18 protein-coding genes and 2 pseudogenes are annotated in these 23,442 nt (G+C 38.2%); 6 read left to right on the forward strand and 14 right to left on the reverse strand.

Going from position 1 to position 23,442, the window contains the following annotated elements; all coding sequences use genetic code 11:
• Positions 1-252: 252 nt before the first annotated feature.
• Positions 253-1,806 (forward strand): ABC-F family ATP-binding cassette domain-containing protein, encoded by a 1,554-nt coding sequence (locus F7731_RS18450; RefSeq protein WP_151536266.1) that lies wholly within the window; start codon positions 253-255, stop codon positions 1,804-1,806.
• 136 nt (positions 1,807-1,942) lie between these two features.
• On the opposite strand, the gene F7731_RS18455 is transcribed toward F7731_RS18450, so the two are convergent.
• Both F7731_RS18455 and F7731_RS26585 read right to left on the reverse strand, forming a co-directional pair.
• On the reverse strand, positions 1,943-2,749 hold the full coding sequence (locus F7731_RS18455; RefSeq protein ID WP_151536267.1) for an NAD(P)-dependent alcohol dehydrogenase: 807 nt from the start codon (positions 2,747-2,749) through the stop codon (positions 1,943-1,945).
• Between the two features lie 314 nt (positions 2,750-3,063).
• A pseudogene (locus F7731_RS26585) lies at positions 3,064-3,369 on the reverse strand (tyrosine-type recombinase/integrase); the annotation flags it as partial.
• Between the two features lie 681 nt (positions 3,370-4,050).
• Between F7731_RS26585 and F7731_RS18465 the strand changes: the two are divergent.
• Positions 4,051-4,263 (forward strand): WYL domain-containing protein, encoded by a 213-nt coding sequence (locus tag F7731_RS18465; RefSeq protein ID WP_151536268.1) that lies wholly within the window; start codon positions 4,051-4,053, stop codon positions 4,261-4,263.
• Positions 4,264-4,496: 233 nt separating this feature from the next.
• Here F7731_RS18465 and F7731_RS18470 read toward each other — a convergent pair whose 3' ends face one another.
• On the reverse strand, positions 4,497-6,815 hold the full coding sequence (locus tag F7731_RS18470; protein ID WP_151536269.1) for a xanthine dehydrogenase family protein molybdopterin-binding subunit: 2,319 nt from the start codon (positions 6,813-6,815) through the stop codon (positions 4,497-4,499).
• Between the two features lie 375 nt (positions 6,816-7,190).
• Here F7731_RS18470 and F7731_RS18475 point away from each other — a divergent pair, with 375 nt between their 5' ends.
• Positions 7,191-7,454 (forward strand): hypothetical protein, encoded by a 264-nt coding sequence (locus F7731_RS18475; protein WP_151536270.1) that lies wholly within the window; start codon positions 7,191-7,193, stop codon positions 7,452-7,454.
• A 109-nt stretch (positions 7,455-7,563) separates the two neighbouring features.
• Here F7731_RS18475 and F7731_RS18480 read toward each other — a convergent pair whose 3' ends face one another.
• The 3 genes from F7731_RS18480 to F7731_RS18495 all read right to left on the reverse strand — a co-directional run bounded on the left by F7731_RS18480 (position 7,564) and on the right by F7731_RS18495 (position 10,084).
• The gene (locus F7731_RS18480; protein ID WP_212031215.1) at positions 7,564-7,923 is read right to left on the reverse strand and encodes a hypothetical protein; all 360 of its coding nucleotides are present in this window, start codon (positions 7,921-7,923) and stop codon (positions 7,564-7,566) included.
• A 38-nt stretch (positions 7,924-7,961) separates the two neighbouring features.
• Positions 7,962-9,149, reverse strand: a complete 1,188-nt coding sequence (locus F7731_RS18485; protein WP_246197310.1) for a hypothetical protein — start codon at positions 9,147-9,149, stop codon at positions 7,962-7,964.
• A gap of 566 nt (positions 9,150-9,715) precedes the next feature.
• Positions 9,716-10,084, reverse strand: coding sequence for a winged helix-turn-helix transcriptional regulator (locus F7731_RS18495; RefSeq protein ID WP_151536271.1), 369 nt, complete (start codon positions 10,082-10,084; stop codon positions 9,716-9,718).
• Between the two features lie 430 nt (positions 10,085-10,514).
• On the opposite strand from F7731_RS18495, the gene F7731_RS18500 reads away from it, so the two are divergent.
• Complete coding sequence (locus F7731_RS18500) at positions 10,515-11,513, forward strand: zinc-dependent alcohol dehydrogenase family protein (RefSeq protein ID WP_151536272.1); 999 nt, start codon at positions 10,515-10,517, stop codon at positions 11,511-11,513.
• Between the two features lie 566 nt (positions 11,514-12,079).
• Here the strand turns inward: F7731_RS18500 and F7731_RS18505 are convergent.
• From F7731_RS18505 to F7731_RS18515, 3 genes are all read right to left on the reverse strand, one after another.
• Complete coding sequence (locus F7731_RS18505) at positions 12,080-12,277, reverse strand: hypothetical protein (RefSeq protein ID WP_151536273.1); 198 nt, start codon at positions 12,275-12,277, stop codon at positions 12,080-12,082.
• A gap of 704 nt (positions 12,278-12,981) precedes the next feature.
• A complete protein-coding gene (locus tag F7731_RS18510; protein WP_151536274.1) occupies positions 12,982-13,236 on the reverse strand; it encodes a DUF1292 domain-containing protein in 255 nt (84 codons plus the stop codon).
• 285 nt (positions 13,237-13,521) lie between these two features.
• Entirely contained in the window at positions 13,522-13,845 is a 324-nt protein-coding gene (locus F7731_RS18515; protein WP_151536275.1) for a hypothetical protein, read from the reverse strand.
• Positions 13,846-14,630: 785 nt separating this feature from the next.
• Between F7731_RS18515 and F7731_RS18520 the strand changes: the two genes are divergently transcribed.
• Positions 14,631-15,539, forward strand: a complete 909-nt coding sequence (locus tag F7731_RS18520) for a DMT family transporter (protein WP_151536276.1) — start codon at positions 14,631-14,633, stop codon at positions 15,537-15,539.
• A 284-nt stretch (positions 15,540-15,823) separates the two neighbouring features.
• Here the strand turns inward: F7731_RS18520 and F7731_RS18525 are convergent.
• The 5 genes and pseudogenes from F7731_RS18525 to F7731_RS18545 form a co-directional block, all read right to left on the reverse strand.
• Positions 15,824-17,533: pseudogene (locus F7731_RS18525) on the reverse strand (Xaa-Pro dipeptidyl-peptidase); the annotation flags it as partial.
• Between the two features lie 930 nt (positions 17,534-18,463).
• A complete protein-coding gene (locus F7731_RS18530) occupies positions 18,464-18,949 on the reverse strand; it encodes a glutathione peroxidase (protein ID WP_151536278.1) in 486 nt (161 codons plus the stop codon).
• Positions 18,950-19,691: 742 nt separating this feature from the next.
• Complete coding sequence (locus F7731_RS18535) at positions 19,692-20,888, reverse strand: FAD-dependent monooxygenase (protein WP_151536279.1); 1,197 nt, start codon at positions 20,886-20,888, stop codon at positions 19,692-19,694.
• A gap of 148 nt (positions 20,889-21,036) precedes the next feature.
• The gene (locus F7731_RS18540) at positions 21,037-21,249 is read right to left on the reverse strand and encodes an NADPH-dependent FMN reductase (RefSeq protein WP_425482021.1); all 213 of its coding nucleotides are present in this window, start codon (positions 21,247-21,249) and stop codon (positions 21,037-21,039) included.
• Positions 21,250-21,278: 29 nt separating this feature from the next.
• Entirely contained in the window at positions 21,279-22,193 is a 915-nt protein-coding gene (locus F7731_RS18545; RefSeq protein ID WP_151536280.1) for an NADP-dependent oxidoreductase, read from the reverse strand.
• A 331-nt stretch (positions 22,194-22,524) separates the two neighbouring features.
• Here F7731_RS18545 and F7731_RS18550 point away from each other — a divergent pair, with 331 nt between their 5' ends.
• Positions 22,525-23,442 (forward strand): LysR family transcriptional regulator, encoded by a 918-nt coding sequence (locus tag F7731_RS18550; protein ID WP_151536281.1) that lies wholly within the window; start codon positions 22,525-22,527, stop codon positions 23,440-23,442.

The raw sequence follows: 23,442 nt of genomic DNA on the forward strand, positions 1-23,442 counted from the left end.
ACTCAACCGATTCTTTCATTTTTTGTACAACTATTCCCACTTGGGAATACCTCATATCTTACATCCTGGTTTGGTTGTATAATAGACTCTTACGTGATAAGCCCAAGTAAATATCATTTTTAAAAAAGGGGCAGACTTTAATTTAGCCCAAAAATCGAATTACATTTTGCACAAAAAATAACTTCAAGATAGAAAATCTAGTCTAAATCTAGTAAGATATCCACATGTGACATTAGATAAGGGGATAAAAAAATGAGCGTATTAAACGTACAAAAGTTAAGTCATGGTTTCGGTGATCGTGCAATTTTTAATGATGTGTCTTTTCGACTTTTAAAAGGAGAGCACGTAGGACTAGTAGGGGCAAATGGTGAAGGTAAGTCTACTTTCATGAATATTGTTACAGGGAAGTTGCAACCCGACGAGGGGAAAGTCGAGTGGTCACGAAAGGTTCGTGTTGGTTATTTAGATCAGCATGCTGTACTTCAAAAAGGTACTACGATGCGTGAAGCTTTGAGTACTGCTTTTCAATATCTATTTGATGCTGAGTCAGAGATCAATGAACTCTATGCAAAAATGGGTGATGAAGGTGCTGATATCGATGCATTGCTTGCTGAAGTTGGAGAGCTACAAGAATCTTTAGATAGTAATGATTTCTATCAAATTAATTCAAAAGTTGAGGAAGTTGCTCGTGGTCTAGGGTTAGACGATGTTGGACTCGATCGAGATGTAGATGATCTTAGCGGTGGACAGCGTACAAAAGTTTTGCTAGCTAAGCTTCTGCTAGAAAAGCCTGAAATCCTATTACTAGACGAGCCTACGAACTATTTGGATGAACAGCATATCGAATGGTTGAAGCGCTATTTACAGGAATATGAGAATGCCTTTATATTGATTTCACATGATATTCCATTCTTGAACAAAGTTGTTAACTTGATTTATCACATGGAAAACCAAGAATTGAATCGCTATGTTGGTGACTATGATAAATTCTTACAAATTTATGAAATGAAGAAGCAACAACTAGAGTCTGCTTACAAGCGTCAACAACAAGAAATTGCTGATTTGAAAGATTTTGTTGCTCGAAACAAAGCTAGTGTTGCGACTCGTAATATGGCGATGTCTCGTCAAAAGAAGCTCGACAAGATGGAAGTTATTGAATTGGGAAAAGAGAAGCCGAAGCCAGAGTTTAACTTCAAAGAAGCTCGTGCATCTAGTCGTTGGATTTTCGAGGCTGAAGAGCTTGTTATTGGTTACAATGAACCACTTTCTCGCCCTTTGAATTTGAAAATGGAACGCGGACAAAAAATTGCATTCGTTGGTGCAAACGGTATTGGTAAGTCTACTCTTTTAAAAAGTATCCTTGGTTTGATTAATCCGATTTCGGGTAAGGTAGAACGTGGTGAGTATCAATACATCGGTTACTTCGAACAGGAAGCTAAACAGTCCAACTACAACACTTGTATTGAAGAGATTTGGAGCGAGTTCCCAAGTATGAATCAGGCTGAAGTCCGTGCTGCTCTTGCAAAATGTGGATTAACGACGAAACATATTGAAAGTAAAATCGAAGTTCTTTCTGGTGGCGAAAAGGCCAAAGTTCGTTTGTGTAAAATTTTAAACACAGAGACGAATTTATTAATTTTAGACGAACCTACCAATCACTTGGATGTGGACGCAAAAGAAGAATTGAAGCGTGCTTTAAAAGCATATCGCGGAAGTATCTTGATGGTATCCCACGAACCTGATTTCTATCAAGAAATTGCAACCGAAATTTGGAATTGTGAGGATTGGACTACAAAAGTGTTTTAAATAAAGATTAAGGGGTACCCAATGAGTAAAATTTTACTGGGGTACCCTTTTCTATCTATTTCAATATTAATTTAGCAACAGCTTCAACGCGGGTTGAAACATATCCAATATGTTCCTGCTTTGAGATAAAGTTTGATCATTTTCTAACTTCGATCTTCCGCAATCGCGCCCGATTGCGGAATAGTGGAAAATGCAAAAACTCGGAAATCAGAGACAATGAGCCTCCCACCATAACATATTTGCCCTTAGGTTTTAATATACGCTTGTAATCGGAGATTGACCGAGTTCCTACAACATCGAGAATCAGATCATAGAACTGTTTCTTTTTGGTGAAATCTTCTTGAGTATAATCAATAACATTGTCTGCACCCATCGCCTTCAGCATATCCAACTTAACGGTACTGTCTACACAAGTTACTTTAGCGCCATGTAATTTGGCAATCTGCAAAGCAAACGTGCCCACACCTCCACCGGCACCGTTAATTAAAACCGTTTGCCCCTCCTGAAGTTGTCCTTTATTGCGTAGTCCCTGCAAGGCGAGGACAGCAGCTTGTGGAATTGCCGTTGCTTGTTCAAATGTCATACTAGATGGTTTTAAGGATAGTGCATCTTCATGCACACATACAAACTCTGCAAATCCACCCCAGCCACACCAGGAGATGTCCCCGAATACCTCATTGCCTGGAAGAAGGTGTTTTACGTTTCTGCCAATGGCTTCAACTCGCCCTGCTATGTCCGCACCGAGTATCATGTATTTTGGTTTTAGCAATCCTCCCAAACGAGCCAGAAATGGTTTACCTCTTAGGAGGTCCCAATCCCAAGAATTCACGGAAACAGCATGGACTTTTACCAGTACTTCATTTTCCTGTGGAGTAGGTATTTCTACTTCTTTGAGTGTAAGAACGTCTGTCGTTCCGTACTTATCATATACCATCGCCTTCATGAAGATTTCTCCTTAACTTCCATTTGGGTAAAGGTATTTCTAATATTAAAACCATACATGAGCTAATGAATTTAATTTTACATTATATGTATTTAGTTACTTATCTACTTATTCAAAGATTCCTCATAAAATATCCTCTTCAACTAACTGTCTGTTAGCATATGTACATTTTTCCACAATCTTTTCTATATGATTTAACCTAAATATACAATTTCGTTTTATTGTTCTTATTCCACAATCTGGCCCGATAACAAAAAGACACGCCCTTTTATATGCGCGCCTCGATTTCGACTAAAGCTTAACTTATATAACTTTCAAAAATATTTACAATAAAAATCGTGTCTCAATTTCCCACTTAGCTGAGCATATATTTTGGTGGTCTCACTCTTCTCTTGACCAAGTAAGCTCTGAATCACTTCAAGTGGCGCACCATTGTTAATCATATGTGTAGCATAGCTGTGTCGTAATTGATGAGGATGTATTCTCTTTTTTATCCCAGCACGATTTGATATGCGTTTGATAATATATCTCAGATTATCAATACTCATACGCCTGTTTGGCTTTCTATCCGTAAAGTTAGTTATAGCACTAATATAGTTATTTACTGTTTTCTCACAGCGTTTAGATTTTGTTTTTCTGTAAGGGACGGCTTTATTACTCTCATATGGATTTCTAAGCCAAGCAACAAAGTTAGATAGCACTTCAAAGTTGACTTGTTGGAAATGTATTCCTATCTGTTCTAAATATGTAAAGTAGTGCTTTAAAGCCGTACAGTAGGTCAGTAGGTGTTGCTGCTACTCTCCTTGTTATGGAGGTGTTTCATATACTTGGCAACTGCTACAACAGGTAAACCTTCTGAATCCAATAGAATGTAAGCATTTCTATTATCTACTGGTATTTTTTGAACCCTCATAAGAAAATCACCTGCCAATTGTTTATCTTTAATATTATCTTTACTTATAATGTTTATCGTTATTGTTGTTTCTTAAGGTCCTCGAAACTATCGTTTCTGCGGAGTGGTATCCTCGCACCGAGGCTACACTCCCCCAAAGACAGAACTAATGTTCCTACTTGTATTTCCATATTATACTTTTAAACTTAAATCTCAACCCTTTTTTATAAAATCAATTATGTAAATAAAAAAGGATAATTTGCCTTCATGTTAAACTAACTATCCTATAAATTATTAACTAAATTTAACCGGCCGCCACTTTTTCAATCCACGGTCACGAATCATTTATTCATCTTGCAACAGAACGATTGTTCGTATATAGTTTTTATAAATAAAGGAGGATGGCTGCTTGAATCGATTACTGGCAAGAGCGTATGAAGAGAAATTTCTAGTGGAAATAATTTATTGTAATAAAGATAATGTATTTTCGAAAAGGTCTATTCTTGTTAAAGCTGTTAACGACAATTATGTAATAGCATATTGTCTAACTAAAAAACAAACTCGTATTTTTAAACTGGAGGCGATTCTTGCTGTTGATAAAATCAGAAAAACCGCTTCTTAATGAAACGGTTAATCTCGCGAATACTCTTGTTTGGCAATTGCGCCTGACTCAAAAATACACGTATTGCTACGGTGTTTTTTGCTCATCCAATTATTGTTGAATCCCCGTTTCTAATCCCCTTTACTGCGATGAAGGACAAAATATTTATCGGCTCATTTATCAGCTTAACAAAAAAGAAGGCATCATAAATGACGACCTTTAAATGGTACTGTACACCTTTCCATGGATATACTTTATTGATTCTCCTTTGCTTTCCAAATCAATTCTGGAATTAAGGGAAGATTATGAAGCGAAACACCAGCGGCCACGGACAATGCATTCCCAAGTGCCCCGGGCATACCTAGTACCCCGTGCTCACCAACTCCGCGTGCACCGTATGGTCCATCCAGCTGAGGAGTTTCAACAAATTCAACTAAATATTCGGGATTTTCACCGTAGCGAAGCGGGCGGTATGTCCGAAGCTGTGCGTTCAAAACCCTCCCCAGATCATCAAAATAAAACGTTTCCCTCCCTGCGAAGGCTAATCCCATGCTCATGGCACCCATGACCTGACCCCGGGCAGCTTTATCGTTCATTACTTTCCCTATATCGATAACAGTCACCGCTTTTACTAAGCGATAGGTAAAATCTCTTTTATCAAATTCAACCTCTACCCCATATGCTGCAACCGTCCACTCCGGACCTGGCTTCCCTTCACCTGTCTCGGGGTCAATGAGGCTTAAGTGGCGTAAGATATAATTACCCCTGCCGATGATTTGACCTCCAATCGAGTTTCCATTTGGATATTTATATCCATAAGCAACGTCTTTGAAATCTAGCCCAATTGAAGGGTCATCCCGTAAAAAAATCCGGCTGTTGGCTACTTCAAGATCTTCTATTGGTGCCCTTAGGACGCATGCTGTGATTTCCTTAAGCTGGCGAATAACATCATCTGCCGCTTCTAGAACAGCCCTTCCCCCCATAAATGTTCCCCGGCTCGCAACGGTTTTCCAATGCTCAGGTGTGGTTTGGGTATCGACTTCCATCCGAACATGGATTTTGTTTATATCCATTTTTAGACGCTCTGCAAGAATTTGCGCCAGAATGGTTTTGGTTCCGGTGCCAATTTCAACCACACCAGACATTAAATTAATACTTCCATCACGATTAAAGGTTAAAATGGCGCCAGAGGGTGCATCCGGGTCAATGGTCGATGTCTTCCAGCTGCAGCTGATCCCTTTTACACGAATAAATCGCTCGTTAATTTGTTTAATGGGCCCCTCATCCCATTTAAAGATTTCTCTTAATTTCCCGATACATTTTTGCAGATCTCCAACATTACTTTTATTTAAAAGAACCCTCGTTGGAGTAGTGTTTCCCGGCATAATCGCATTAATATAGCGAAGTTCAAGTGGATCCATTTCTATTTTCTTCGCCAGTAAATCCATCGTTCTTTCAATCGCAAAAGAAAGCTCCGAATGACTGAAGCCTCTGAACGCTGTTGCATAGGGATGGTTCGTATACATACAATACGAATCACACCAAACATTATCAACATTATAAGGCCCGGTGCAATCGACTACACCCGACCTTGTAACATCAACTGCTTTGTCGGAATAGGCACCTCCATCCCACCAATAACCAATTTCCATCACTTTAATTTTCCCGCTGAGGTCTGCCCCAATTTTTACTTTTGCATCCAATCCGATGTGGACGGGAGAAGTAATGATATCCTGTTCACGTCCATTAAAAACCTTTACCGGCTTACCTCCAACTGCTTTTGATGCTAAATAAGCAAACAATTCAAGCTGTGTTGCAGCCTTCCCCCCAAAGGCACCACCAACCAAAGGAGTCCGGACAACAACTTTCCCCTCATCTTCACCAAAATAATCGGCTATTAGCCTTTTAACCATAAATGGAGCTTGCGAAGAAGTGGTAATGTTAATGATTCCATCAGGTAAAATTTCTGCGATCGCGCATCTTGTCTCCATTGCAGCATGGTCTGACTGTGCGAAAGAATAATGTGCTTCAACGGTTATTTCACTTTCGGCCCAGCCTTTATCCATATTCCCTTTACGAATTTTATAATGGGTTGCAATATTGGTTCCGGGAACTGGGAAGGAAACATCATCTTTTTTATATTCACTTAAACGTTCATGAATAAGCGGGGCACTTTTTTGAAAAGCCTGGGTTGGAGAATTGACCACCGGTAAAAGTTCATATTGGACCTTTATTTGGTTAGCAGCATTTTGCGCTTGTGCGGGGGTTTCAGCAACTACAAGTGCTACAGGCTCGCCATGATATCGGACCTTTTCATATGCAATTAGAGGCTGATCACGAACTGACTCGCCGATTAAAGGAAGATGTGGTCCTCCTTTTATTATTGCTTTAACCCCGGGCATTTTTTCAGCAATCGCTGCATTAATAGAAATAATCCGTGCATGACCGAAAGGACTAATTACTTTTTTACATGAAAGCATTCCGGGTAAGGTATAATCATTCGTATATCTTGCAATTCCGGTTACTTTTTCCAGAGCCTCTTTACGAATAACACTTTTTCCAATTACATTCAAATCATACCCTCCTAAGCGCCGGTTTTCATGAAACCTTTCCCAGTAAATTAATATTCGTGTACATTAAGATAAATACACCTACATAAGAATAAACCTTATGATTAATTATGTAGATGAACTTTGTGGTGCTATCTTTTAAAAATGGGATTTCAGTGAAATCTTGTGTAAAATATCAAATGCCTATAATTCTTATTTGAAAAATTAGGGTTTATTTTTTACACACTCTAAAAAATCTAACCTCCACGTTTATCTTAAGTAAAGAGCTATTCCACAAAATGGCCGATTGCGGAACAAAGGATTAACCATTACGCTTAGTTAAACTATAAATAATTTTTAGCAGAGAGGAATGAAGATACTTTGAAGGGGAAATATGGAGTGTTATCTTTCATTTTAGCCATAGCGGGGATTTTGCTATTTTACTTGAGTTCTAAAGGAAGTAATGGAATTTTCAACCCTTATTTATTCGTAGGGCTTGCTGCTTGGATAACAAGTTTTGTCTTAGGTGTTAAAGGTGTTAAAGGAGTTAAAGCAAAAGAAAGTGGTTCTTTAAAATATGTTGGAATGGGAATGATTTCGTTTATTATTGTAGGCTATGGATTGTTAATAGTCATAATGGGCATTCGTGGGTTCGGAGCATAAAAAGCATTTTTGTTTAGAACATCAATCTATCCTATAGAAGCCCTCCTTGAACTTTTTCATATCTTGAATACTCTACAAAAGCGTGCCCGTTAACGCAAGAAGAATAGCTTCATTTACTGGTAAACCCTTTCCCAAGAACTGTTTTTTTATCCAAACCAACAAAAACTACAAGTTCTCCAAAAGAATCAGTCTCGGTGTTATTAAAAGTAACAGAATAAACATGGTCTTTACCATAATTTTTATCAATTGATGATTTTATATCATCATTAATAGGTACTTTCTTTAGAATTGAATCCTTTGGGCTTGCTGGAATTAAAGCTCGTTCTTCATCAGTCAAACTATTGAATGCTACCATCTCAATGGGCAATTGATTCTCGGTTACAGAATAAAAAGAAATTATTCCTATAACCATTAATGTTAAAAGTACCCCTAAGCCCCCGAAAATAAGCATTTTAATTGACTTTTTCACTACTTCTCTCCCTTTCTATCGAATTACCTTCATTCATTTTACCATATAAATCCAGTCATTTCACTAAACATTACTTCCCATAAATGAAAATAGACACAGTCCATATTAGAAAAATGTGCCCTATGTTTATTCTTGTCGAAATTCTCATACACGTCCATATGCTTATTATTGTTATCACCAAGTAGTCCCATCATTGCAGGCTTTCCATACCTCCGATCTTTTCCGTCAAAATAATAAGTTTGGTTGACACCGCCGAATGTCTGGTCCGAACTTAAGGATTCCACATAGAGATTATTGTCATCCATATAATAAGTCCATGTGATCGGATACCCTTCAATGTGAGTCGTGAAGGTTTGATGTTCATCCGATATGCCAGACAAGTGAATTGGATTGTCATCACCAGCAAATTCATCGACACGATGCTTAGCGATGAGATTTACTGGTTGATTCACAAGGGAGGACGGATCCAGTCCGGTCATTTCAAAGCGCAGTTCCGTTTTGTTGGATTGGCCGGGTACACTCCATACACCTCCGTTTAAGAGATTCCCTCCTACATCCAATTGATAGTCCAAATAAGGAACTCGGGTATATTTTTTTTTATGAGCAAGAGTCAGGCGAATTTGAGTTGGCGTAACTGTCATTTCATGGACTTTTGTTCCGCTAAGCTCCTCGCCCAAAGGGATATTTAGCGTCTCCTTAAATGATCCATTTTCCAATTGTTTTTTGGACAGGTCCATATTTAAACTCCAAGTACCTTCAACGGTTCCTAATGTGCGATCATAAGTAAGTTGAAATTGTGTTCCTTCAGCACGTAAAGCGTCAGACTTGAATACTTGCTGGCTCAAATACTCTCCAGAGGCTCCTGGGGTGCCAAAGATAGATGTCTCCGCTTCTTGAATAGGCTCATTCCTGCCATTGACAGCTTGTATGCGCACCCAACTTCTGCTCTTCATTTCAGGTTCTGTAAACGTAATGGCCGATTGTAGCAATATACGATCTTCAGACTGTTCGAAAGACTTCAAGGTCAAACCACCAATCCCATCCTTCTGAATTTGAAACGATTGTGTATTGGAGTTATACGGGTCATAGTTGATGGACTGTTTTCCGTCACCCATGAAGTGTATATTCTCAATCGTAAACTCGACATCTGCTGTCTTTCCATCCACAACCCAATCAGTCTCAAAATAACACTGGAATACACCAAGCTCTTCATTCCACTGATGCACATAATTCCCATCGATAACGTTCCCCTTATGATCTTTAAGTCCGCAGCATGTAATAGCATGTACGGTATACATCCTTGTTATAAGAATCGAATAATTCTCGTTCTGTCAATCCAAGGCACTCCTTTCTTAAATTTAATAAAAAGTGATGCAAACACTGATTTTATTACAAAGAAACCTCACATTTTGAAAAAAGATTGATCAAAATGCGAGGTGTAAATTTCGTACAATATTTAGTTTTGTAAAAAGTTTGGTCATTTTGCGCCCTTATTTCTTTAAAGCCCACGATTACTGAATATTAAAACACGAAAGGCTGCAAAAATAATTCCTCAGTTATTATGCTAAAGCACTCCGTTTAAGTGTGGTTATTCACAATCTTAAGTTGAGTAAAAATTTGGGAGCTTTTTTTACCACAAAAAGGATCGGCTTTATGACGGTCTTATTTATCTATATTATCACGGAAAGGAAAGCAAATTTCCAACAAAATGATGCCCTTTCTGCTTTTCCTCCATTTAAATGAACTACAGCAATAGAACTTTCATCCTCTGTCATCGAGCCCCCTATTGATGTTACACTTTTTCTGAAATTTTCCGATTCATAAAAACCTCATTTCCGTACATATCTCCCCAATCTCGCATGAGGTAGATAATAGGTTTTAATGTTTCCCCAAAAGCGGTGAGAGAATATTCAACTTTTGGAGGAATCTCTCGATATATTTCACGATGTACAATACCATCTTGTTCCAATTCCCGAAGTTGTAATGTTAACATACGCTTTGTGGTATAAGGCATAAGTCTCCCTAACTCGTTAAAACGTTTAGGTCCGGAAATTAAGTTATATAATATTTTCCCTTTCCATTTGCCGCCTATCACATCTACTGTAATTGCAACAGGACAAGCTGTGGTATTCGGACACTTTTCTGTTTTATAGTCCTTCATAGTAATCCCCCAATCTTTTTAAGTATCAAATTGTATACTATGTTACAAATTTGATACTATTCAACAAAAATGTGCGTACTTTTAATTTTATATTATATAAAGTATTATTAGTTTAGTAAACGGAAAACTAAATATTCATTATTTTCATGCTACTAAGCATTAAAGTTGTTATGCAAAAAAATTACCAGATCATCTTATAACACATGAAGACATCATTTTTATCATCGTTCGAAAGGGGGAAAAGAGTGTTTTGGGGGATATTATTTACCATTTATTGGAATCTAGAACTTTTTGTTTGGCGGCCTTATTTAAATCTAACTATCTATGGTTTTAGAAATGGGTAAGCCCATAGTAAATTCATCCTTACCATGAATAGATAATGAGACATTTTCTTATTTTTAGATAATATGAATTAAAAGGAGTGACAAGAGTGAAATCACAAATTATTCATTCTTTTGGTGAACCATCCGTATTTCAATATAAAGAGATTTCAAAACCTGAACTGAAACCTGGACATGTACTTATTCAAGTAAAGGCTACAAGTGTAAATCCTATTGATACGAAAGTCCGTGCTGGTGCAGTTCCAGCCGTTGCACCCGAGTTTCCAGCAGTATTACATGGAGATGTGGCAGGTTTGGTATCAGCAGTGGGTGAAGGAGTAACTGAGTTTAAAATTGGCGATGAAGTATTTGGATGCGCGGGTGGATTTAGAGGTACTTGCGGCGGTGCACTTGCAGAGTTTATGCTAGCAGATGTTGATTTACTTGCTCATAAGCCGAAAAATTTGACGATGGAAGAAGCTGCAGCTTTACCATTAGTTTCCATCACTGCTTGGGAAGCATTATTTAATCGTGCAAAGCTTTTACCTGGAAAAGATATATTGATCCATGGAGCCACCGGAGGTGTAGGACACATCGCCATTCAACTAGCCAAATGGGGAGGAGCGAAAGTCTATACAACTGCCTCTTCGCAAGAGAAGCTGGAGATTGGCACTCGCCTTGGTGCTGATGTAACAATTAATTATCGAGAGGAAAGCGTTCATGACTATGTACAAAAATATACAAACGGAAAAGGATTTGACTTCGTGTTTGACACGGTAGGGGGTGAAAACCTTGATCGCTCCTTTGAGGCGGCAGCGGTACATGGAACGGTAACAGCCATTGCTACTCGTTCGACTCATGACCTCTCCCCCGTACATTCGAAGGGACTTTCTCTTTATGTTACCTTTATGTTGTTGAAGATATTAAACAAGGACATGCATAAACATTATGGAGAAATTTTGAAGAAGGTTGCTAGTGTGGTTGAGGAAGGTAAGTTGCGTCCATTATTGGATTCAAACATTTTTACGTTTGATGAAGTTTCAAAAGCCCATGAGTACATGGAGTCTGGCAAAGCGATTGGTAAAATTATTTTGAAAAATAGTTGGTAATACTATTCCAAATTTGAAATGCTTCAACAACTTTACGTTCATTTAAAAGTAGGTGGTCAATAGAATCTGTATAAGATTCTCGAGGTACCGTCTGCTTTTATTTTTAATTACCGTAAAAGCCAATAGGGCATAGTAAAAGAAATCGGCAACTTCAAAATAATTTGAAACCATTAATACACTTTAAATAAAAGTTTTTATCAATTTCTTTTTCGGTTACATCCTCTTGTTCTTCTTTCCCAAAATCAACTTTATGCCTCAAGAAAAAATGCTTTTCTTATTGAACTAACCTCCCTCAATAAACTAATCTCAATCTCACGATTGCTGCTCCGTTACTTTAAGTGCAGAATTTCACAATCTCTTCTAAATTTTAACCAATAAATCAAATTTTCTTTAAAAGCATTGATCTACAATATGGCTCTTAAGATATAAAGAAAGAGCGTAATTCTTACTGAAGAATTGCGCTCGATTGTTGAACAAAGAAAGTGCGAAAGTAAACAAAAGGACTCCCATTTAGGAAGTCCACTACATTCCATAACCCTTCGTTTAAAGAATGACTTTACTTAATTCTAATCTCTTGTTTTTGAGCCATGAGAGTCGTCATCAACGGTACCTTCTCCCGCCTTGTTGTCCAGCGCGTCAGCTGCTACAGTACCAAATGGATCAAGAGCAGAAGCTATAGTATCCCCGGGAACAACACCTACATCAGTTCTTCCCGCCTCGCCAGTATCGTTATCGTCGCGTTTCCGTTCGTTAATATCAGCCATCTATTTCACTCCCTCATTTTTTATAGGGAAGTGCTATTGTTTTAGCAGCACTGTCCTGTAAGTATTTTGTCCAATAGGGACAAATTTACGAGAATGGATTAATGTGTAGTGTCTGTAAATTTTCCCAACCCCCTTTAATTAACATCCCTTAACAATGTTGAATTCGTTGACATTTCCCTCAAGCTACCAGATATAGCTAAGAAAATAAATGGATGAGTGTTCATTTGATCACATCTAATGAACAATCTAAAATTTATACGTTTAATTTAGTTGTAAAAAATCCTTTCCTAATTATCACAAGGGGGTGTCCCAAAACCGCGCCCGATTGTGGAATAACTTATTCCTAACGTTCTTTATTCGTTTCTTTTTCATCTCTCTTTTAAATACCTTACATATGCTTCTTTCGCCATATTTATGAAACACGAATGACAGATTTAGCAGCATATTTCAAATAGTGTACTTTTTGAAGGGCTTTCACTGATCTCAAGTGGCTCAAATGATATAGCTTATTAAACTTTTTCAGGGCGTTGTGCAATAACACTCTTATTAGACAGTCTGGCCCTTTTCATGAAGAAAGGCACTTTCCTTATTTCAGAAAAGCGCCCTTTAATAGAACAACTTAAATATGAACTAACTCAATCTTAAAATTAATTAATTCTTGTTTACCTATAGGTAAACAAGAATCTGTCTAGAACCGACTAGTATTAGTCTTCTTGCATTATTTCATCAAAGGCTAAAGAAACTCTGTCGAATTCCTCGTCGCTTTCAATGGCTGTGAAATCTCCATCCTGGTTGACCTTTAAAAAGAAAATATCAATGTCTTCCTCGATTTCTTCTTGAAGATCCTCCGCAAAGCCGACTGCAACGTATTCTGTCCCTTCCAAATTTACGACTGCCAGCACTTCAATTTCCTCACCCTGGTCATTTGTAAAGATTTCTCCTACTTTAATGTTTTCCATGAGATAACCCCCTCCAAATTGTCTTGCACGAATCTTCGTTTAGAAGGATTCATAATCATTTTATTTCCAAAGTAGTCTAGATTCAATTAGGAAATCGAGATTTAAACATTAAACATACAATTATTAATATATAACAAATTTACTTGGAAGTTTGAACTACCTCTACCCTGCTCCGCTACTTAAAGAGGAATAAAGCATCCCTTATTAAAGGAGAATGCAAATGTTTTTTGCAACGATTCCTTCAAACAATTTTGTTTGGATTAGGTTAATTTAACTGCTGTACATTCAATCCTGTTTTTCTTTTATATGTTCACGGATCCTTTGAAGCTCTTCCAAAGAGAGTTCGCCTAAAGATTCTCTAATTTCTTCCTCAATTAGTTTCCTGTTGTTTTCTCGATTTAGATTCCACCATTCTCGAAGACCTTCCGTATTTTCTAAAATGTATTGGACATCTATCTCATCTACTTCTTCATCTGACAGATAATCCAACAAAGCTGCTAACATACGAGAAAGGTTACCAACTTCATCTTTGTTTTGTTGATTATTTGGCAAATGAACAATATTTTCCTTTTCCGTCGCTTCATTTGTTTGTGCAGACCTTCGTGGCATCTTGTCGCTCCTTACTTATCTTAATCATTCATATTTTTAGTATAACCATTAAAAATTAATCGCTTAATTTACTTCGAGTAGGTAAATACCTCCATTACCCAACTCTTTAAGCATCCATACAGCACAAAATCAGTGCTGCACCACAGATGCAGGAAATAGTTAGAGAGTTCTAAAAACTGATAGAGACCTTAATCCAGTCAAGCGATTCCATAGATCAATGAATTGTATCTCTTTCCATTTTCTAATAATGGAGAAGAGGTCTCTTTGGTATTGCCTTTTTTTCGAAGTTAGAGAAGGTTATTTTCATGTTAGTTCAAAAATTTAAATAACCTGCATCTACAGTTTAAGTTACATTCTTTCAAGAACACTACACTAGCATTACCATAAGTATTCAATTTTCTTGATATTCTCCCTCCATTAAATCGCCCTTAACATAAAGAGAGCGTAATTCTTGCTGCAGAATCGCTCCCTTAATGGAATAACCAAAATATAGGTTGAATAAATTAAGATTATTCAGTAAATTAAGGATGAATCAAAAATTTATAAAGAAGTTAATACTTATGAATAAAATTAGCAGTTGTTTGGGAAAGACGTAAGCTAATTTTATTCTTAATAAAGAATGCTTCTTAAAAACCCTCAAAATCCTATTGGGGTGCGCCGGAAAATTAATTCCGTTACTAATTATCGTTGAATTGGCAATGAAAACTGTATAAGAGTAGATAGTTCCCGCCTCTTTACTTTAAGAGGCGGGATTTTTTTATTAATAAGAAAAGGAGAATTAGCATATGAAAATGACAAAATCAATGGCAAACGTACTACTATTGATAACTGCTGCACTTTGGGGTTCTTCGTTTGTTGTAACAAAAATAGCTCTAGATGCAAATGCGTCTGCGGGTTTCGTAAATTTTTTCAGAGGCTTTCTCTTTGTTATTTTGGTACTTATATTTTTTTATAAAAAGATATTTAAAATGACCCTTAAGGACTTTAAAATTGGACTAATTGCGGGATTGCTCAATTTTGGCGGTTATATTACACAAACTATTGGTGTTCAGTATACGACTCCATCCAATAACGCCTTTATTTCAGCAACATATGTAGTAATTATACCTTTCTTAGCTTGGGCTATATATCAAAAGAAACTTTTAGTAAAAAGCTTTGTTTCTATTGCCTTTTGTTTACTTGGATTGACTTTATTAACTGGAATATTAAACAAAGGACTAACCATAAATATCGGTGACGTATATTCTTTTATTTGTGCGTTGTTTTATGCAGCTTCTATTGTTTATCTCAGCTACGGAGCAAGAGCAACTGATGTCAGCATTGTAGCTTTTATGCTTGCGGTTGTACAAACAATAGGGGGTTTGTTTTTTTTCTTCTTCGTAGAGGAAGGACAGCTTACTAATATCAATTGGTCTGTTGCAATAGTACCATTATTATATTTGGGAATAGTATGTTCGTTTGTTGGTCAAACTGTTCAGGTTTTAGCACAAAAGCATACTTCTGCAACATCTGCTGGATTAATTTTGATGCTTGAAGGAGTTTTTGGAAGTATTTTTTCAGTAGCGTTTGGTTTTGAATCATTTACAATTCAGTTAGTTGGTGGAGGAATGCTTATTACGCTATCGATTATTTTTATGGAAGTGGATTTTAAACAGATGTTGGTCAAGAACAAGGAACAGTATAGAAAGCAATAATATTAACAATCCTTTTTTTCCAGAAAAGCGCCCTTTTATGGAAGATCATTACTCAATTTTATTGAGGATACCTATTATGAAAAATAAATTTATAAAAGAATTTTATTTCAAATAATTACTAATACCAACTGTATCTTTATCTAGTTATTTATGCTCCATTGAGGAGTTAATACCACTCAACAAAAGGCGCTGGAGCTGGACATATAATAGTTGAAATTTATACTTTCTTATGTCTCAAAAAAAGAAGGATTAGTCATGAAACCTAATCCTCCTTTTTGTTGTTCCTATTGATTAAACGCGTTACGCCCGCCGACAATTGGCAATGTAATTTCACTGCGAGTTGGAATTACAGTAATTTTTGTACCGGCTTTAGGACGAATCGTGTAGTCGTAATCGCTAGCGATAAGAACAATCCCGATCCGGTGTCCTGCCTTAAATACATAATCTTTAGGCTGCATATCCCATTCAAAAGTGTAATCTCTGCCAGGAACTAGTGATTCGGAACGATCTGCGGAATGGAGATTTTGTGGATCGACCCAGCCACGCGATACAATTACTGGACTTGAACTACTGTAATCAACGAGCAATGCTGTTAAATTGGCAACGGGACGGTCAATACTTGCACGGATGCTGACTGTAGGCGTCCCGCTCAACCGCACCACATCAGTTAATTCCGGAGTCACATAAGCCAACCGGTTTGAAGAATTTAACTCTGGATTGGCGATGAGAGTATTTGCCTTTTTCATTGGATCATCAATGATTGTTTGCGCGTTATGCGGCTGGTTCGGAACAGGATTTAGATATAAAGCCCCTAAATCATTTCCCGTGCCTGTTAAATGAAGTCTTGTCGACACTGTGCCGGGTGCAGGCCAGCTTGTTTCCTGACTCCAAGTTCTATCCTCACGCTGAATATCAACAGCAGGCTCATTCATAACCCCATTTTCAATCCCATACAGATAATAGTCAAACCATCTATTTTGTAATTGCGGCCAGTTATTGCCTGATGGACTTGAATGGCCACCCTGATGGAGCCACAATCTACGAGGGACATTATTTTCTCCTAATGCTTCCCACCACTGTGCAAATTGTTTTGTCTTAACATTCCAATCATTCAGCCCGTGAACAACGAGAACACTAGCCTTTAAATTCTTGGCATCCTTCACATAATCACGGTGTGCCCAGAATTCACTGTAGTCCCCTGTTTCTCTGTCTTGTCCAGCTTTTAACTCTGCTATGACATCTTTACATACTTGTGGATTTTTACGAGTTAGGACTGCTTCAGCCATATTGTCTGTATCTTCACCTTGGTATCCTCCAGGGGCTATAACTGTTCCGTTTGCACGATAATAGTCATACCAGCTGCTAATTGCTGCAACTGGGATAATCGTTTTCAGTCCATCCACACCTGTTGCAGCAACTGCATTTGGCAAGGTCCCATTGTAGGAAGTACCTGTCATCCCAACGTTTCCAGTGGACCAATCAGCTGATACCTCTCTCCCATCTCCTGTATAAGCTTTCGCACGCCCGTTTAACCAATCAATAACGGCTTTTGTACCAAGAATTTCTCGTTCATCCCCCGTTGTTGGACACCCATCCGATTTGCCTGTCCCAATACTCTCAGCAAGAATAACACCATAACCACGAGGGACATAGTAATTCCCTAAGGAACCAAGATTGGCAGCTTGTCCTTCCACAAGTGCGAATGGTTTTCCTCCTCGTCCATTCCCGTTACCAGGGTGTTTAACCGGAATAAAATCTACATCGACATTAAAGACAGGAACATTTAGAATTCCGGAGCGATAGGGACTCATCTCATAAATGACTGGTACTTTAACACCTGGTTCCGTTTTTGGACGGTACACTTTAATAGAGACGCGGTCACGTTTCCCATCCCTGTCGCTGTCTATCTCTGTCTCAACGAATAAGTCTTCAATTATCGCCTCGTCAGTAGAGTAGATTGGTTTTGTCATTCCATTTTCTAGTTCAATTCTGGTTGCGTCTGATGCGGTTTCCGGGATCAGCCCATTTAGTGGCATCCCTTTCCACTCGAGAACCTTTCCCTTGGCTGTTGCTTCTAATGTAGTGGGTAGATTTTGCTCGTTTGCTGCTTTTACTGTCCAGGAATCAACTCCTGTTAGGAATGTAAGAGATAGAACAGAACATAAACTAATCGACAAAACTTTTTTCCTCAAACCTTTTCCCCCCATATTCTCGAAATTTCGGCGATTTCCACCAAAATCAATTATATTACCAAATGTTTGAAATTTTTGTTCCATTTTGTCAAATATTCAAAAACAGGAGAATAGTAATTAATAGAAACAAAAATTTATAATACAAAAGCCCCGCTTTTCTGGTTACAGAAAAGCAGGGCTTTTTACGAGTTGTGCCATAAGACAAATATAGTTTGTTTGATTAAGAGATTTATAGTTAAATTTATTGCAGAAATCGCATATTCAGACAGGTTTTGCAATTACCTTTATTTTCTGTCCTCATGAACATCCCACGAGGACAATTTCCCTTTTCTATACTGATTTCTGTACTCATGAGGACAATTTTCAATCAATATTTTATTAGTCCTAATTTCATCTTTACCATCAACTAAACTGCCTCTATAGTACTTTCCAAGACTTCATGAGTTTCTCCTTTTAAAATCCTATATTATTTAGATGAGACTTCCCTTGTAACACTTTTACAACTTCTTCTTCAGTAATATGAGAACTATCATTTACTTGTACAGATTAACAGGCAACCAAGAACAACAGTAAACATAAACTAAAAATCTTCCTCAGTTCGTTCACCTCGACCTACAATATTTTACTCAGTTAATACGTAAATTCGTAAAGAAGAAAATAAAGTCCTTCTTCCACAAAATGGCCCTTTAATTAAAATAGACGCGTTCTTAAATAAACGCGCCCGATTGTTTGTCAGCATAGTTTAAGCACTTCTTCTATTTCAGCTATCAGTTTTTCCGGTTCTGTCTGTGGAGCAAAACGCTTTACCACATTCCCTTTTCGGTCCACTAAAAATTTCGTAAAATTCCATTTAACCGCCCGTGACCCTAACGCGCCTTTGGCCTCCTTTTTTATGTATTGATAAAGTGGGTCCGCATTCGCACCATTTACGTCTACTTTTGCAAACATTGGAAAACTCACATTGTAATTCAAATCGCAAAACTGCTGAATTTCCTTGTTCGTTCCTGGTTCCTGTTGACCGAATTGATTACAAGGAAATCCTAGAATCTCCAATCCTAAATCACGGTACTTATCATACAACGCTTGTAACCCCTTATACTGTGGTGTAAAGCCACACTTGCTCGCCGTATTGACGATAAGAACGACTTTTCCTTCGTAACGAGACAACGGCTCTGTCTGACCATCGATTTTCTTTACTGTAAAATCATACACGCCCATTTTTGTTCACATCCCTTTCAAGGTAACCTTTTGCCCGTCACTAACCAATTCCGATACGCTCCACTTGAAGAACACTTCAAAGACTTAGAAAATCATAGTCGTGAATTTATGTCTCACCTCATAATAAAATTTCTTCAATCGAAGTTAATTATCCTTCTTAATCTATACTGCAAGTTACTTTCAGTACGTTCCTTCACAATCTCTATACGGATTATTATAAAAATATGCTTAGTGTTTATTCAATAATCGATGCAATGACCATAAAAGATCAATATGACATTGGGATAAAAGAAGCTCAGGTATTTCTTAGCGAAGATACAACATGGCAAGAATTATCGATTGAATAATTCAGAGAGAAATCGAGATTACTCAAAAGTATGATTGTATTATCTGAACTTGTATTAAAAGACAGTTTGTATTGTGAAGGTAAGTTAAAAGAAGAACTTGATGAAATTTATCAAGCTATTAAACGATTGTTGCTTTAAAAAGCAATTTCTTAAGAAATTGAATGTAAAGGTACGCTCTGTTGCTTTTATTTAGTTCATACGCCAAGAAGATTCCAAAAATCCTTCAGGAACCCTCTTTCTTCAACAATCTGTCCTATATATATAGAAAGAGTACAATTCTTACAGCAGTATTGCATCCCTTATGCGGAGGAGTCAAAAATATTTTTAAAGACTTAAGTGCCTGTTTACGCCTAGCTGCCTAGGTAGAAAATTGTTCGGTTTTCATATTATCCATTTCAATAATTTTTCAATTCAATACCGTTGGCAGCTTTCGCTATCATTTTCGAAATCATCTTAAACTGTACGACCATAAGGGTGGGTATGCGCAACATTAAATTGCGTAGAAAGATTTTGAAGTTTGATTTTTCAATCATACTCCCAGCAGCCATTAGTCCTATTTTTTGATTTTTCTCAACAAACTTTCTCATTTCTTGTTCATAAGCAACAAAAGCACGGGCATAATCACCATGCGCGGCTTTAAGTTCGCCAGCTAATACATAAGCTCCAACGAGCGCTAGGCTAGAGCCTTGACCTGAAAGAGGAGATGGGCCATACCCTGCATCGCCTACCAATGTAATTCGACCTTTTGACCATGTTGGCATATGAATCTGGCAAACCTCATCAAAATAAAAGTCTGTCGCTTCTTTCAAGGATTTGAGTAGATGCGAGGTTTCCCAGTCCGTACAGCCTACGAAAGCATTTTCTACAAGTTTCTTTTGAGATTCCGTATCATAGCGGTCGTACTTCAATGCCTCTGATTGGAACAATAACATACCTTTTGCCTCAGTATTGTCATAGGCACTATACATACCTACAGTTTTGCCTGGCATCGAATAAAGTAGCTGTTGGTGGTCGAGGTTGAGATAGTTCCCAAGGGTGAAAATCGAGATATAACAGCCAAGCGTACGTTTAAATTGTGCGTCGTCTCCAAAAATAAGGGTCCTCACATTAGAATGAAGCCCGTCTGCACCAATGACCAGGTCAAATGTTTGTGGCTTGCCATGAATAAATTGGACTTCTGTACTAGCTTCAGTTTCATGTATAGAGGTAATCGAATCGCCCCAAATGTATTGAACCGTATCCTTAGTTAAATCATACAAAATGTTACTAAGATCATCACGCATGATTTCGATGTCCAGACCCTGCTGGTTCGCTATACTTGCTTCACTTATTTGACCTTCAATCTTGCCTTTACTGTTCACAAAGTAAACACCAGTCATACGTGTGTCTGCTGCACGGACTTGATCGAGTATACCCATCCTCCTAAGCACCTTAATGGCTGCACCACGGATATCAACCCCGTAACCACCCGGTCGCAATGAGGGTGCACGTTCTATTACAGTCACGTCAAAGCCGTGTCGGCGAAGCCAATAAGCGAGGGCCGGCCCTGCTATGCTAGCACCGGAAATAAGAACGCGCATCGTTTGTTTCATAATTATTTATTCACTCCTATCCTAATGCCTTTCATGCTTATAAACCTTTCTTGTACAACTTTCAAGTACTTATATTTTCAAAACTCATATTAGCGCATTCTTTACATAAAATAGTTTATTCTAGATTATCGAATACAATGACCTAACACTATATTAACTTCGATTTTCCTTTGAGTAATCCCACTTGTTCTTTCCCTGTTCCCGTTCCTAAAAATGGCAAATTATAGTCAGCTATATCGAGAATTTCATAATTAACGTCTTCATGTTGCTGAGATATTTCTTTTACCCATTTTCCGACTTGTGGGCTTATACGACCTTGACATGTGCTTCCTAAAATAATGTCAATATTTAGTTTTCCCATGTTACTCTTCCTCGTATCGGATAAACTTTCTAACCCACAGTGAGGACAATTTTCCCTCGAACGTGACCGGTCTCTACAGCTCTGTGAGCATCAGCAGCTTGGTTTAATGGAAATGTTTGTGATATGACAACGCGAAGCAGCCCTTGTTCGTACATCTTGGTGAGTTCGGATAACCTTGATACGCTTCGCTTACTACGGATCGGAATGGTTCCAAGCTCTTCTGAAAGATCGAAAGCAACGATTGTACCGATCCGTTTTTTGTCGTGTACAAGTTCTACAGAGGCTCGTAGGGCTTCCTCGCCTGCTGCATCAAGGGCAACATCAATCCCTTTAGGTGCAAGTTCGCGTACTCGTTCAACAAGTCCCTCTCCATATGAGACTGGAATAGCTCCTAAGGAGCGCAGGTAGTCATGGTTACGTGGGCTTGCAGTACCTATCACAGTTGCACCCCATGCTCGTGCTAATTGAACGGCGAACGTTCCAACTCCTCCTGCAGCTGCGTTTATTAGTACGGTGTCTCCTTTACTGATTCCGAGTTCCTGTAGTGCCGTATAAGCAGTCTGCCCTGAAGCGGTGAGTACACCAGCTTCTTCCCATGGCATATTTTTAGGCTTTCTAACGAGTTGAGATGTTGGGACGACCACATATTCAGCATAGCTATATAGAAGCGACCAACCAATAACTTCATTACCAACTGAAAAGCTCTCAACCCCATCACCAACCACGTCGATGATGCCAGCAAATTCATTTCCTAGTATTTGAGGGTATCGGATTTCCACTCCTGGTGGACTAAAACCTTGCCCTCGAATCGCACAGTCAACGGGCTGTACGCCGGCTGCTTTTACTTTTACTCGAACTTGCCCAATCCCCGGAACAGGAGGATCAAACTCCATTACTTGCAATACGTTCGGTGTTCCTGGTGAATGAAAAGCTACTGCCTTCATTTTCATCAGCTCCTTAAAATTTTTAATATTATTTTTGTTGATAACTCAATGGTGTTCTATATCCAAATCTAATGATGTAAATCAAGATCAAGCCTACATATGAGATTGAGAGAATTAAAGATTGCAATAAATTAGTTCGATTGTTGATTCTATCACGTTTGTAGATACTGTTCCCCATGTATCACTTCCCGTATCTGTTTACCTCCTCCCATGTATAGCTGTTCTGTTGTTGGCTAGCTACCTTCATTATATAATTGCAAATAGATAATCAAAAATACATGTTTTGCTATATGTGCATATACTGAATGTAATGAAAAAGGAGGAATACTGGATGGAACTGCTACAACTTAAGTATTTTTTAACCGTGGCTAAATTAGAACATATGACTAGAGCCGCACAAGAACTTCATATCGCCCAACCCGCCTTAAGTAGAACGATTCAGCGCTTGGAAGAGGACTTGGGGGTACCATTGTTTGATCGTAAAGCAAGGCAAATTCGTTTGAATCCTTTTGGAAAGGCATTTGAAGCAAAAGTGAAGGCCGCAATCCATTTGCTCGAAGAGGGGCGTCGAGAAGTAGAAGATCTATCAGGCTTAAAACAAGGTCGTATTTACCTGGCAGTTATGAATATGGAACAGGTTAGAGAACCTTTGCAGAACTTTTTGGCTGAACATACGGAGGTTAATTTCCGGATGATTCAATCGTCTATGGAGGATTTTGAGAACATAGAAACAAACCATGAATTAGACTTCTATTTAACTTCGTTTCCGATTCAACAAGAAGGATTCAGTGAAATTCCATTGGTAAAGGAAAAGCTCTATCTCGCTGTGCCGCACGGACATAAATATGCAAACCGCAAAGCAATTCACCTTAGTGAAGTATCAGCTGAACCTTTTGTTGGATACAAAGAAAATTCTCCTTTACGGATGATTAATGATGACCTTTGTGACAAAGCGGGTTTTCGTCCGAAGATGGTGTGTGAAACAGAAGATCCAGCTAGTATCGCAGAACTTGTTCGTTCTGGATTCGGTGTTTCCATTGTCGGTGGCTGTAAAAGTGGAGAGGAGCTGAACTTAGTCAAACTGCCAATCGAAGATCCTGCAGGTGAAAGGATTTTTCGGATAGCCTGGCAGAAAGATCGTTATTTATCAAAGGCAGCGATTGCATTTCGAGATTTTATCGTTACCTATTTCAGGGATGAAGAACACACAATAGGAAGCGAGGGTAGGAAAGCATTGATGTTACGATAG

It is taken from the genome of Cytobacillus depressus, assembly GCF_008923245.1.
GTDB lineage: Bacteria > Bacillota > Bacilli > Bacillales > Cytobacillaceae > Cytobacillus > Cytobacillus depressus.

What these genes read in the sequence shown, in the direction of transcription:
- F7731_RS18450 (WP_151536266.1), top strand. Translation starts at nt 253, where the DNA reads ATGAGCGTATTAAACGTACAAAAGTTAAGTCATGGTTTCGGTGATCGT.
- F7731_RS18455 (WP_151536267.1), bottom strand. Translation starts at nt 2,749, where the DNA reads ATGAAGGCGATGGTATATGATAAGTACGGAACGACAGACGTTCTTACA.
- F7731_RS18495 (WP_151536271.1), bottom strand. Translation starts at nt 10,084, where the DNA reads ATGAAGGACTATAAAACAGAAAAGTGTCCGAATACCACAGCTTGTCCT.
- F7731_RS18505 (WP_151536273.1), bottom strand. Translation starts at nt 12,277, where the DNA reads ATGGCTGATATTAACGAACGGAAACGCGACGATAACGATACTGGCGAG.
- F7731_RS18510 (WP_151536274.1), bottom strand. Translation starts at nt 13,236, where the DNA reads ATGGAAAACATTAAAGTAGGAGAAATCTTTACAAATGACCAGGGTGAG.
- F7731_RS18515 (WP_151536275.1), bottom strand. Translation starts at nt 13,845, where the DNA reads ATGCCACGAAGGTCTGCACAAACAAATGAAGCGACGGAAAAGGAAAAT.
- F7731_RS18520 (WP_151536276.1), top strand. Translation starts at nt 14,631, where the DNA reads ATGAAAATGACAAAATCAATGGCAAACGTACTACTATTGATAACTGCT.
- F7731_RS18530 (WP_151536278.1), bottom strand. Translation starts at nt 18,949, where the DNA reads ATGGGCGTGTATGATTTTACAGTAAAGAAAATCGATGGTCAGACAGAG.
- F7731_RS18535 (WP_151536279.1), bottom strand. Translation starts at nt 20,888, where the DNA reads ATGAAACAAACGATGCGCGTTCTTATTTCCGGTGCTAGCATAGCAGGG.
- F7731_RS18540 (WP_425482021.1), bottom strand. Translation starts at nt 21,249, where the DNA reads ATGGGAAAACTAAATATTGACATTATTTTAGGAAGCACATGTCAAGGT.
- F7731_RS18545 (WP_151536280.1), bottom strand. Translation starts at nt 22,193, where the DNA reads ATGAAGGCAGTAGCTTTTCATTCACCAGGAACACCGAACGTATTGCAA.
- F7731_RS18550 (WP_151536281.1), top strand. Translation starts at nt 22,525, where the DNA reads ATGGAACTGCTACAACTTAAGTATTTTTTAACCGTGGCTAAATTAGAA.